The organism is Burkholderia sp. Bp8991 (assembly GCF_003853795.1).
Taxonomy (GTDB): Bacteria; Pseudomonadota; Gammaproteobacteria; order Burkholderiales; family Burkholderiaceae; genus Burkholderia.
Map to the genome: position 1 here is coordinate 63388 of NZ_QTQJ01000023.1, position 12045 is coordinate 75432.

The 12045-nt window shown below is 70.2% G+C and carries 11 protein-coding genes and 1 pseudogene; 8 read left to right on the forward strand and 4 right to left on the reverse strand.

Features of this window, described 5'->3' with window-relative positions:
• Window position 1 precedes the first annotated feature (1 nt).
• Together DIE02_RS24235 and DIE02_RS24240 are read left to right on the forward strand one after the other, a co-directional pair.
• On the forward strand, window positions 2–1165 hold the full coding sequence (locus DIE02_RS24235) for a DUF1501 domain-containing protein (protein WP_124484664.1): 1164 nt from the start codon (window positions 2–4) through the stop codon (window positions 1163–1165).
• A gap of 98 nt (window positions 1166–1263) precedes the next feature.
• The gene (locus tag DIE02_RS24240) at window positions 1264–1482 is read left to right on the forward strand and encodes a YXWGXW repeat-containing protein (protein ID WP_124484665.1); all 219 of its coding nucleotides are present in this window, start codon (window positions 1264–1266) and stop codon (window positions 1480–1482) included.
• 21 nt (window positions 1483–1503) lie between these two features.
• Here the strand turns inward: DIE02_RS24240 and DIE02_RS24245 are convergent, their stop codons facing one another.
• Together DIE02_RS24245 and DIE02_RS24250 are read right to left on the reverse strand one after the other, a co-directional pair.
• Complete coding sequence (locus DIE02_RS24245; RefSeq protein WP_124484666.1) at window positions 1504–2697, reverse strand: tyrosine-type recombinase/integrase; 1194 nt, start codon at window positions 2695–2697, stop codon at window positions 1504–1506.
• A gap of 227 nt (window positions 2698–2924) precedes the next feature.
• Window positions 2925–4100, reverse strand: a complete 1176-nt coding sequence (locus DIE02_RS24250) for a helix-turn-helix transcriptional regulator (RefSeq protein ID WP_124484667.1) — start codon at window positions 4098–4100, stop codon at window positions 2925–2927.
• Between the two features lie 241 nt (window positions 4101–4341).
• On the opposite strand from DIE02_RS24250, the gene DIE02_RS24255 reads away from it, so the two are divergent.
• Window positions 4342–4722, forward strand: a complete 381-nt coding sequence (locus DIE02_RS24255; RefSeq protein WP_124484668.1) for a DUF4377 domain-containing protein — start codon at window positions 4342–4344, stop codon at window positions 4720–4722.
• Window positions 4723–4747: 25 nt separating this feature from the next.
• On the opposite strand, the gene DIE02_RS24260 is transcribed toward DIE02_RS24255, so the two are convergent.
• Window positions 4748–6136 (reverse strand): DHA2 family efflux MFS transporter permease subunit, encoded by a 1389-nt coding sequence (locus DIE02_RS24260; RefSeq protein WP_124484669.1) that lies wholly within the window; start codon window positions 6134–6136, stop codon window positions 4748–4750.
• 147 nt (window positions 6137–6283) lie between these two features.
• On the opposite strand from DIE02_RS24260, the pseudogene DIE02_RS36125 reads away from it, so the two are divergent.
• A pseudogene (locus tag DIE02_RS36125) lies at window positions 6284–6430 on the forward strand (LysR family transcriptional regulator); the annotation flags it as partial.
• A gap of 175 nt (window positions 6431–6605) precedes the next feature.
• On the opposite strand, the gene DIE02_RS24270 reads toward DIE02_RS36125, so the two are convergent.
• The gene (locus DIE02_RS24270; protein ID WP_124484670.1) at window positions 6606–6956 is read right to left on the reverse strand and encodes a VOC family protein; all 351 of its coding nucleotides are present in this window, start codon (window positions 6954–6956) and stop codon (window positions 6606–6608) included.
• A gap of 260 nt (window positions 6957–7216) precedes the next feature.
• Between DIE02_RS24270 and DIE02_RS24275 the strand changes: the two genes are divergently transcribed.
• From DIE02_RS24275 to DIE02_RS24295, 4 genes are all read left to right on the forward strand, one after another.
• Window positions 7217–8356, forward strand: a complete 1140-nt coding sequence (locus DIE02_RS24275) for an LLM class flavin-dependent oxidoreductase (protein WP_044845714.1) — start codon at window positions 7217–7219, stop codon at window positions 8354–8356.
• Window positions 8357–8532: 176 nt separating this feature from the next.
• Window positions 8533–9726, forward strand: coding sequence for an acyl-CoA dehydrogenase family protein (locus tag DIE02_RS24285; RefSeq protein WP_124484671.1), 1194 nt, complete (start codon window positions 8533–8535; stop codon window positions 9724–9726).
• A gap of 10 nt (window positions 9727–9736) precedes the next feature.
• Window positions 9737–11497, forward strand: a complete 1761-nt coding sequence (locus DIE02_RS24290) for an FAD-dependent oxidoreductase (RefSeq protein ID WP_124484672.1) — start codon at window positions 9737–9739, stop codon at window positions 11495–11497.
• Window positions 11494–12012: a flavin reductase family protein gene (locus DIE02_RS24295; protein WP_044845681.1), complete on the forward strand. Its 519-nt coding sequence runs from the start codon at window positions 11494–11496 to the stop codon at window positions 12010–12012. The genes DIE02_RS24290 and DIE02_RS24295 overlap by 4 nt, the downstream gene beginning before the upstream one ends.
• Window positions 12013–12045: the final 33 nt, after the last annotated feature.

The window sequence follows — 12045 nt, forward strand, 5'->3', positions numbered from 1 at the left end:
CATGGCCCGATCCCTTTCCCGTCGACATTTCCTGAGCATCGCCGCCGCCGGTGCGGGCGCGATCCTCGTCGCGCCGCGCATCGTGTTCGCGAACGTCGAAACCGACCGGCGCTTCGTGTTCGTGATCCAGCGCGGCGCGGCCGACGGGCTGAACATCGTCGTCCCGTATGCGGAACCCGCGTATGCGTCGTTGCGCGGCCCGCTGGCGATCGACGCGTCGATGGCGACCCGCATCGACGGCACGTTCGCGCTGCATCCGTCGCTCGTGCGGACCGCGCAAATGGTTCGCGACAAAGAGGCGCTGTTCGTCCACGCGATCGCGTCGCCGTATCGCGACCGCTCGCATTTCGACGGCCAGAACGTGCTCGAGACGGGCGGGCGCGCGCCGTACCAGGTGAAGGACGGCTGGCTGAACCGGCTCGCCGCGATGTTGCCGGCGACGCGGGACAACGCGATCGCGTTCGCGCCGACGGTGCCGCTCGCGTTGCGCGGCAGCGTGCAGGCCGCGTCGTATGCGGCGTCCGGGTTGCCGGCCGCACCGGACGACCTGCTCGCGCGCGTGTCGGCGCTGTACGAGGCCGACGCGCAGCTCGGGCCGCTGTGGCAATCGGCGATGGCCGCGCGCGGTCTCGCCGGCGACGCGCATGCGCGCCAGGATCCGGCGGGCGTCGGCAAGCTCGCGGCGACGTTTCTCGCGCGCGACGACGGCCCGCGGATCGCGATGATCGAGACGGGCGGCTGGGACACGCACAGCGCGCAGAACGCGCGGCTCGCGAATCAGTTGAAGGCGCTCGACACGATGCTCGCCGCGTTGCGCGACGGTCTCGGGCCCGTGTGGCAGCGGACCACGGTGCTCGTCGCGACCGAGTTCGGCCGCACGGCCGCCGCGAACGGCACGGGCGGCACCGATCACGGGCAGGCGTCGGTCGCGATGCTGGCGGGCGGGGCGGTCGCGGGCGGACGCGTGATCGCCGACTGGCCGGGCCTGCGGCCGGGCGACCTGTACGAAGGGCGCGACCTGAAGCCGACCGCGTCGCTCGACGCGCTGATCGCGGGCGCGGCCGCCGAAAGCCTGCGGCTCGATCCCGCTCATACCGCGTCGACGCTGTTCGCGGAAAGCGGCGCGACGCGGCCGATGACGGGCCTCGTTCGCGGAACCGCGTGACGCGCGGCGTGATGCGCAGCGCGATGCACGACTCGATGCACGGCGTACGCGGGTTCGCCTCCGCCGACCGATCGATTGCACAACAGGGAGAATCGACGATGAAGATCCGATCCGTATCGCTTGCCGTATGGGTGGCGACGAGCGCGGCGCTGCTGTCCGCGTGCGTGGTCGAACCCGCGCGGCCGCCGCAGCCGGCGCCGGTCGCCGAAGTGATGCCGCCGCCGCCCGCGCCCGGTTATCGCTGGGCGAAAGGTCATTACCGCTGGGCCGGCAACCACTGGGCGTGGGTGCCCGGGCACTGGGCCGCCGTGTATTGAAGCAGGGGACCGGCGCGCCGTTCACCAGCCGATCCGGTGCTTCTCCTCGGTTTCGCTGTGTCGCCAGTCGTCGTCTGCGTGCAGATACTGGCTCGTCGTCGTCAGCGATACGTGACCGAGGTTGTCGCGCACGAGCCGCAGGTCGACGCGGCCGTCCGCCATGTGCGAACCCGCGCTGTGGCGCAGCCAGTGGGCCGATGCCTGTTCGAGCACGCGCGCCTGTTGTTCGCCTGCATCCCCTTGCGCACGCAACCGCTCGGCCGCGAACCGGAACACCTGCTTTACGATCCGGTGCAGCGCCGCGCGCGTGAGCGGCTTGCGCGTGCGACCGGCGGGCAGCACGAGCGGCGTGGTTTCGCCGTCGGCCGGCAGCGCGGGCAGGCCATGCGCGCGCCGGTAGCGCGCGAGCTCGGCCATCATCTCGGCGGTGGCCGGCACGAGGCGCTGGCGGCCGCCTTTGCCGGTCACGTCGAGCCACCAGCGATCGCGCCCGTTCGCATCGCGCCGTGCAAAGAATTGCCCCATCGTCGTGTCGGCCGCCTCGGTGATGCGCAGTCCGCCGAGATACATCAGCGTGAACACCCAGCGCGCGCGATCCGCATGGAAGGCGGCACGCGCATCGTCGCGCGGCATCGCGGCGATCGCATCCTTGACCGCCTGCCACAGCGGCGGCCCGAGATGGCGCGTGACGCGCGGCGCGGGCCGCCGTTGCCGCTGCCGCGACAGCGCGAGCGGATTGCCTGCCAGATAGCCGGCCTGCACGAGCCACGAGAACATCACGTTCAGGATCACCATCGCCTGCCGCTGGCTGGCCGCCGACAGCGGCCCGTAGAACGGCCGCCAGCGCGGGTCGCCGCGCGGATGCTTGCGGCCGCCATTCGCGCACCACACGTCGGCGGGCGCGGGCGCGAGCAGGAACTGCCGGTACACGACGAGATCCTCGTGCGTGAGCGACGACAGCGGCTTGCCGCACGCGATCACGGCCCACAGCAGCAGGCGCTCGGCCTCCTTGCGGTAGTTCTGGAACGTGGTGGGCGTATCGACGAAGCGTGCGAGCCATGCGCGCACGGCGTCGAGATCATGGGTCGCGGCGATCTGCGGATGCGCGCTCGTCGAGCGATTGGTGCCAGCGCGTCCGTCGAGCGCGGCCGGCACGGTCAGCGCGTCGATCGGCTGCGGCCGCAGCGCGGTGTCGGACGGAACGGGTGAGGTCATGCGAACAGGGGGCGCGGCTCGCCCGTGGCCGGGCGGGCGCACGCGGCGCGACGAAGCGTACGAGGAAACGCCGATGGTAATACACGATCACGACTTGGCGAAGCGCAACGGGTTTACGGCTGGCGCTCATACCGTCCGCATCGGCCGTTTCGGTGCAGACCGCTTCCGGCTTTCCGGCGTCGGGAGCAACCCGTCCACGAATCCGGCTTCCCGGCCTGTCGAACACCTCACCCCAGCGACAACACGCTGTTCAGCAACGTCCGCACGAGCGTCGCCTGTCGCGTGACACCCGTCTTGGAAAAGATCGCCCGCAGGTGCGAGCGCGCGGTGTTCTTGCTGATGTCGAGTTCGTCGGCCGCTTCCTCGAGCGTCGATCCGTTGACGAGCGCGAGCGCCAGCGCGGTCTCGGCCGGCGTGAGATCGAACAGCTTGCGCACGATGTCGTGAGACGCCTGCGACTTGCGCTCCGCATCGCGGATGAAGATCGCGCACGCGGGCCGGCGCGGATTGTCCTCCGACCATTCGCTGAGCGGGACCGTGCGGATCAGCACGCCGAGCGGCGGCTTGCCGGACGGGCGCGGCACGGCAATCGCCTGCGCGACCGACGGCGCTCCGCCCGCGCGCTCCGCGAGCACCTGGCGGATGAGCTTTTGCAGCTTGCGGTCCTCCAGCGGATACGATGCCTCGAGCGCACCGGCGCGCACGCGCAGGCCGTCGCATTCGGCGAAGATCTCGTCCGCGACGGAATTGGTCTTCATGATCGTGCCGCGCTCGTCGAGGATCGCGGTCGCGACGAGCATGCGGTCGATCGCGCTCGCATACAGCGTGCGCTCCGATTCGACCATCCCGAACTTCGCATGCAGCCGCACCGCGCGCTTCAGGTGCGGCAGCAGCGCATTGCAGACGGCCTTGTCGGTCGCCGAGAACGCGCGGCCGTGATGCGAGCGGCACACGCGGAAGCGGCATTCGATCCCGTCGGGCGTGCGCAGGTCGGCACCCATCAGGTAGCCGACGTCGAACGGCTCGAGGAACTCGCGATACATCGCGCTGCTGCGCCACACGCCGACGCCGAGCAGCTCGTCGACGGTGACGACGCGATCGCTCGGCAGGTTCACGAACGGATCGAGCGCGTAATAGTAGTTGTTGTACGACGCGACGCCGGTCAGCGGCGCGCTCGCCGCGGACGCATTGACCATCAGCCCCGCGTGGCCGCTGGCGGGCCAGCGCAGGATCATCGTCACGTAGTTCGCGTCCAGGTGCACGCGGATCTGTTCGAGCGCGCCGCCCCACGGCACGTCTTCCAGCGGGCCTTCGTAGATTGTCGCGAGCAGCGCGTCGTACTGCTCGAGCGTCAGTTTCGATTGGGCAAGGCACGGGGGAAGGGCCGGGGGCGCCGTGGTCATCGGGTTGTCTCCTGTTGCCGCCGCCGGGTCGCGGTGCGCCGGGCGTGCGGGTGCGTGCATGCGCGAATGCGGACCGCCGGCGGCGGCGCGCGGTTGCCTGCACCGGAATACGGTAACGTGCCCGTGCAGACGTGACATCCCACGAATGAGGGTGGCGGCGCGCGCGCTGCAAGCCATTTGTGAACTTTGCCGGCGCAGCATTCGTCTAAACGGCCCGCCAACGCTTCCCGAGGACCATCGGATGAATCGCAACACCAGAACGCTGCTCGGCGCGGCCTTGATTGCCGGCAGCACGCTGCTCGCCGGATGCCAGACCGGCGCGGCCGCGCCGGATGCACGCGCGGACCGCCCGGCCGACGGCCGGCCCGCGACCCGGACCGTTTATGTCGCGCCGCAGGCGGCGCGCTGCACGGGCGTCGCGCCGATGGACTGCCTGCAGGTGCGCAGCAGTCCGGCCGAGCCGTGGAGCCTGTGGTACGCGGGCATCGAGGGCTTTGCGTACCAGCCCGGCTATCAATATGTGCTGGAAGTCGATGAATACCGCGTCGCGCAGCCGCCGGCCGACGGTTCGTCGATCCGCTGGGTGCTCAAGCGGGTCGTCGAGCGCCGCCCGGTGAACTGACGGCCGCGCCTGCCCGCGGCGGCGCTTACGCGGACGGCCGCGGCGCGACCGGCCGCGGCGGCGCGGCGGTATCGATCCGCCGGAACACGACGGACGACAGCAGCGTGACCGCGCCCATGCAGACGAACGACAGCATGAAGCCGTTCGCCATCGAGCCCCAATGCGCGGCGAACAGGTTCACGAGCCCGCCGCCGATCGATACGCCGAGCCCCATCGCCAGCATCTGCATCATCGTGAACAGGCTGTTGCCGCTGCCGGCGTCGGCGTGCGACAGGCCCTTGAGCGTCACGGCGTTCATCGCGGCGAACTGCATCGAGTTCGCGGCGCCGAACACGACCAGCAACGCCATCTCCAGCACCGGCGCGGGCCGGGCCGACACCAGCGCGAACCCGGCGATCGCGCCACCGACGATCCCCGTGTTCACGACCAGGAACGTCGCATAACCGAAGCGTTTCGCGAGGGGCGCGATCCAGCGTTTCGCGATCACGCCGGCGATCGCGGCCGGCAGCAGCATCATCCCCGACTGCAGCGGCGTATAGCCGAGCTGCACCTGCATCAGCAGCGGCAGCATGAAAGGCACCGAGCTCGTGCCGATCCGGCACAGCAGGTTGCCGAGCAGCCCCGCGCCGAAGTTCGGCTCGCGGAACAGCCCGAGCCGGAACAGCGGCTGCGCGCGCCGCCGCGCATGGGGCAGGTACGCGAGCGCGCTTGCCACGCCGAGCACGGCCAGCCCGATCGCCCAGCCGGCGCGGTGCGCGCGCATCGGCGGATCGATCGCGAGCGACAACGCGATCATCGCGACCGACAGCAGCGCGCAGCCGATAAAGTCGAACGGCGGCGGCTGCATCGCCTGGTCGTGCGGCAGGAAGCGCTGCACCGCGATGAAGCCGACCATGCCGACCGGCACGTTGACGATGAACACCCAGTGCCAGGAAATCGCCTGCGTGAGCCAGCCGCCGAGCGTCGGCCCGACGATCGGGCCGAGCTGCGCGGCGATCGACACGAACGCGATCGCCGCGACGTACCGTTCGCCGGGCACGCGGCGCAGCACGGCGAGCCGCCCGATCGGCAGCAGCATCGAGCCGCCGATGCCCTGCACGGCGCGCGCGACGACGAGCTGGCCGAGCGTGTGCGACGCCGCGCAGCCGATCGATGCGAGCGAGAACACCAGGATGGCGAGCGAGAACACGCGGCGCGTGCCGAAGCGGTCGGCGAGCCAGCCGGACGCCGGCGTGAGCATCGCCATCGTCAGCGTATAGACGACCACGACCGGCTGCATCGCGAGCGGCGACGCATGCAGGCTTTGTGCGATCGACGGCAGCGCGGTGTTGACGATCGTGGTGTCGAGCGACTGCATGAAGAACGCGGCGGCGACGATCCACAGCAGCGCGGAGTGTGAGGGTTCGCGGGACATGACGAAACGGGAAGTGCGGCGACCGGCGCGGCGGCGACGCGACGGGCGGCGCGGCCCGGCAACAGCGGGCGCGCGCCGGCGCACGGCCGGTCTACGAGCACTCGATGGTACCGATTCCGGTGGTCATCGGGAAGATGCCTCGATGCGCTGAACGGCGACCGGCCGCCCGCGCTGCCCGACGTCGAATGCATCGCGCGCGCCGCGAAGCGGCTCGGCCAGCCGGCCGGCACGCTGCTCGAGCTACCGGAAACCAGCGACCTGCGCGCGCCCGGCGCGGTCGATCAAAGCGGGTAGCGCACGTCGTTACCGGACGGCGACGCGTCGCGCGGCATCCGGCCGGGTCCCCGCCGGCCGGTCCGCGCGCCACGCACCGCGCGCCACGCACCGCGCACCACGCGCCACGCGCCACGCACCGCGCGCCACGCACCACGCACCACGCACCACGCACCACGCACCACGCACCGCCGTGTCATGCCGCGCGTTTCTGCGAAAGCACCAGCAGCGCGCCGTTCCTGTCCTCCAGCACCGCGCGGTATTCGTGCGGGCCGGCCTGCACCGGCACGCGCACCGACGCACCGGCTTTCACGACCCGCGCCATCGCCGCGTAAAGGTCGTCATCCTCATCGACCCGCAGCGTGAGCGCCGCGCGCTCGACGATCTGCTCGTCGCCGGCGACCAGCGCGATCGTCAGCGGGCCGCCGTCGAGCGCGCAATAGCGGTCGCCGTCGCGGAACTTCACGTTCAGGCCCAGTCCGTCGACGAACAGCGGCAGCGCCGTGTCGATGTCGTCGACCGGGTACAGCAGCATCGATACCTTCATTCCCTCTCTCCCTTGTCGTGATGTGCCCGGCGCGCACCGCACCGTCGTTCGATGCTAGCGCGCGGTGCCGGCCGCGACGCAGTCCGATCGGACGACGGTGAAACCCCTCTGTCCCCGCATGCGTGCCGTTACTCCAAACAGACGATGCCCGGGCGGGCCCGCGCGCCGACACTCCCATCCGTGGACCGTCGCTATTCGTCCGTATCGTGCGGGCGGCCTGCGCGACCCCGACTCGTCCAACATACATGGAGACGCACGCAATGAAGTTTTCCCTCATCTACGAAGCCCAGACCACCGACGCATCGCGCGAGGGCGACCACCGGGTGTTCAAGGAGACGGTCGAACAGGCGCTGCTGGCCGAGCAGGTCGGTTTCGACACGATCTGGTGCGTGGAGCACACGTCGCTGACCAACTATGCGCACATGAGCGCGCCGGAAACCTTCCTTGCGTACCTGGCCGGCCGCACGACGCGCATCGGCCTCGGTCACGGCGTCGTGTGCCTGCCGCCGGCGATGAACCATCCGATCAAGGTCGCCGAGCGCGTCGCGCTGCTCGACATCCTGTCGGGCGGCCGCGTGCATTTCGGCGTCGGCAAGGGCGGCAGCCAGCAGGAAGCGGGCGCGTTCGGCTACGACCTCAACGAACTGCAGCCGATGATCGACGAGTCGATGTATCTCGTGCCGAAGATGTTCGTGCAGGACGAGATCGAGCACGACGGCAAGTACATCAAGATTCCGAAGCGTCCGATCCATCCGAAGCCGTTCCAGGATCCGCATCCGCCGATGTACCTCGCCTGCACGAACACCGACGCGCTGCTGCGCGCCGGCCAGCGCGGTATGGGCGCGCTGGTGCTCGGCTTCGGCGGGCCCGATGAGGTCGCGAAGAAGAACGCGATCTATCGCGAAGCGTGGGCGAACCGCAAGCCGGAAGACCAGGTCGGCTTCCGCCCGACCCAGCACCTCGCGGCGCTGTGCCCGACGGTCGTGATGGCCGACGGCCAGAAGGCCCGCAAGATCGGCATCCGTGGCCAGCGCTACTTCATGGAATCGCTCGCGTACTGGTACACGGGCGGCGAGCGTCCGGACCCGGCGAAGTGGGGCGACGACCTCGTGCAGGCCGATACCGGCGAGATGGTGATCCGCTCGCGCTTCGCGTCGGAGGAAGTCGTCGTGAACTTCGCCGATCCGGCGCTCGCGATGATGAACCCGAACCATGCGTACGGCACGGTGGACGACTGCATCGGCTACGTGGGCCGCCTGCAGGAAGCGGGCGTCGACGAAGTGCTGTTCCTGTGCCAGATGGGCACGGTGCCGCACGACGCGCAGATGGAGACGATCCGCAACATCGGCGAGCACGTGATCCCGTTCTTCAACAAGGAACAGGAGCGCGCCTGCGCATAAGGCGAGGCGTGTCGCGCCACGCCGCGCCCGTCGTCCCTTCGGACGATGCGGCGCGGCCGCGCGAAGCCGACCATCGTCGGCAGGAACCCTCGCTCGCGGCGCCGCCCGCGACGAATCACTTAAAGAGAGACCGGGGTGGGCGCCGCCGCGCGCGCTCCGTATCACAGGAGACATTCGTGCATCGCGACAACGATTCGAACGCATTGGCCGCCACGCTGATCGCCCGGGCCGAGGCGCTCGCGCCGACGCTGGCCGGCCGCGCCGCGCAGGCGGAAGCGCAGGGCCGCATCCCGGCCGAGACGATCGCCGACATGCAGGCCGCCGGCTTCTTCAAGGTGCTGCAACCGAAACGCTACGGCGGCTACGAGCTCGATCCGCAAACCTTCTTCGACATCCAGATGGCGCTCGCGCGCGGCTGCATGTCGACGGCATGGGTGTACGGCGTCGTCGGCGTGCACAACTGGCAGCTCGCGCTGTTCGACGAGCGCGCGCAGCAGGACGTGTGGGGCAAGGATTCCGCGACGCTGATCGCGTCGACCTACATGCCGGTCGGCCGCGTGACGCCGGTCGAAGGCGGCTTCCGGCTGTCCGGCCACTGGAAGTTCTCGAGCGGCAGCGAGCTGTGCGAATGGGTGTTCCTCGGCGCGCTGGTGCCGCCGGCCGAGGCCGGCCAGCCGCCGGAATACCGCACCTTCCTGCTGCCGAAATCCGACTACCGGATCCAGCAGGACTGGGACGTGCTCGGCCTGCGCGCGACCGGCAGCCACGACATCGTCGTCGACGACGTGTTCGTGCCCGCGTACCGCACGCACAAGGCGATCGACGGGATGATCGGCACGAGCCCGGGCCTGGCCGTCAACGACGCGCCGCTGTTCAGGCTGCCGTTCGCGCAGATCTTCGTGCGCGCGGTGTGCACCTCGTGCATCGGCGCGCTGCAGGGCGCGCTCGACGATTTCACCGGCTATGCGGCCACGCGCGTGTCGGCCAACAGCGGCACGAAGACGACCGACGATCCGGGCGCGCAGAACGCGTGCGCGAACGCGGCCGTCGCGATCGACGAGATGAAGGTGCTGCTCGAGCGCAATTTCGCGGAACTGATGGCGTCGGTGACGGGCGGCCCGGCCGTGTCGATCGAGCGACGCGTGCATTTCCGCTACCAGTCCGCGCAGGTCGCCGAGCGTTGCGCGCAGGCCGCGAACGCGCTGCTGCGCTATGCGGGCGGCAATGGCATCTACCACCGCAATCCGCTGGTGCGCCGCTTCCTCGACCTGCACGCGGCCCGCGCGCACTACGCGAACAACGTGGACCGCTTCGGCCAGAACCTCGGCGCCGTGATGCTCGGCCGCGAGAACACGGACTACTTCATCTGACGAGGCGGCGATGAACGACACGCAAGCGCAGCAATACGTGTTCGACGTCGTGGTCGTCGGCTCGGGCGCGGGCGCGCTGCTCGCGGCCTGCCGCGCGGCCGACCGCGGGCTGTCCGTCGTCGTGATCGAGAAGACGGCGCTGTACGGCGGCACGTCGGCGGTCTCGGGCGGCGGCATCTGGGTGCCGTGCAATCACCATATCGCGGAACTCGGCGCGACCGACACGCGCGAGGCTGCGAGCCGCTATCTCGACGCGTGCACGGCCGGCGCATCGTCGCGCGAGCGGCTCGACGCGTATCTCGACCAGGCGCCCGAGATGCTGCGCTACCTCGAAACGAAGACGCCGGTGCGCTACCAGGCGCTGCCGAAGTACGCGGACTATTTCCAGAAGCTGCCGGGCGCGATGCCGGGCTATCGCGCGCTCGATCCGCTGCCGTTCGACGGCGGGCTGCTCGGCGACGAACTCGACCGGCTGCGTCCGCCGTCGCCCGGCACGCTGATCGGCGGCCGCGTGGCCGTGACGTCGAAGGAGGCGCACACGCTGTTCTCGCGCGGGCCGGGCTTCATGAGGCTCGCGATCGCGCAGTTCGGCCGCTACTGGCTCGATTTCGGCGTGCGCCGCCGCACGCGGCGCGACCGGCGCCTGACGCTCGGCAACGCGTTGATCGGCGGGCTGCGCCGCGCGCTGCTCGAGCGCAACGTGCCCGTGTGGCTCGACACGCCGATGCGCGACCTGCTCGACGTCGACGGCCGCGTGACGGGCGTGCGCGCGCAGCGCTTCGGGCAGCCGGTGACGATCGCCGCGCGGTGCGGCGTGATCCTCGGCGCGGGCGGCTTCGAGCGCAACCAGCCGATGCGCGAGCGCTACCTGCCGCAACCGACGCAGATGCAATGGAGCGCGACGCCGCCGGCCAACACCGGCGACGCGATCGCCGAAGGCCACCGGCTCGGCGGCGCGCTCGCGCTGATGGAACACGTATGGGGCGCGCCTACGGTCGGCGTCGCGGGCGAGGAGAAGCAACGCGCGCTGTTCGTCGAGCGCAACCTGCCCGGCTGCGTGATCGTCAACGGTCTCGGCAAGCGCTTCGTCAACGAAGCCGCGCCGTATTCGGAATTCGTGCCGGCGATGTATCGCGACCATGCGCGCACCGGCGCGTGCGTGCCGGCGTGGATGGTGTTCGACGCGCGCTTTCGCCGCAAGTATCCGTGCGGGCCGATCATGCCGGCGTCGATGATGCCCGATTCCCGCATTCCGGACGCGTTTCGCGACGTGCTCGTGAAAGCCGACACGATCGACGCGCTCGCCGTGCGGATCGGCGTCGATGCGGCCGGGCTGCACGACACGCTGCGCGATATCGCGCGTTACGCGGCAACCGGTATCGACGAAGCGTTCGGCAAGGGCGACAACCTGTTCGACACGTACTACGGCGATCCGAAGAACCGGCCGAATCCGTGCCTGGGGCCGGTCGACGAGGCGCCGTTCTACGCGGTGCGGATCGACGCGGGCGACATCGGCACGAAGGGCGGGCTCGTCACCGACGCGCAGGCGCGCGTGCTGCGCGCCGACGGCGCGCCGATCGACGGCCTCTATGCAATCGGCAACACCAGTGCATCGGTGATGGGCGCGAGCTACCCCGGCGCGGGCTCGACGCTCGGTCCGGCGATGACCTTCGGGTTCATCGCCGCCGACCACCTGGCCGCGCAAGCGGCCGACGCCGGCGGCCGGTCAGCCCGGCCGTCCACGACAGAACTTGACGGAGTCCAACCATGAGCGATCTCACCACCCATCCGCTGCGCACCGACATGCTGCTCGCGATGCGCCGCCTCGCGCGCTCCGTCACGGTCATCAGCAGCGCGCACGACGGCCGGCGCTACTCGATGTCCGCGACGGCGGTCGATTCGCTGTCGACCGATCCACCGTCGCTGCTGATCTGCATCAACCGCAATGCGTCGCTGTATCCGCCGCTCGATGCGGGGGCACCGTTCTGCGTGAACGTGCTGTCGGCACGGCATGAAGGCATCGCGATCGATTGCAGCGGCCGTCTGAAGGGCGAGGCGCGCTTCACGACCGGCGAGTGGCACACGTCGCCGCTGGGTGTGCCGTATCTGCACGATTCGCAGGCGAGCCTCGTGTGCGAGCAGGACGGCCGCTTCGAATACGGCACGCATACGGTGTTCATCGGGCGCATTCGCGAGGTGCTGATGAGCGGTGACGTCGATCCGCTCGTCTATCTCGACGGTGCGTACACGACGCCCGGCGCGCCCGCGGCCCGCGCGGCCGCGTGACGGCGGTGCGCGTTTTTCCGCATCGGAACGAGA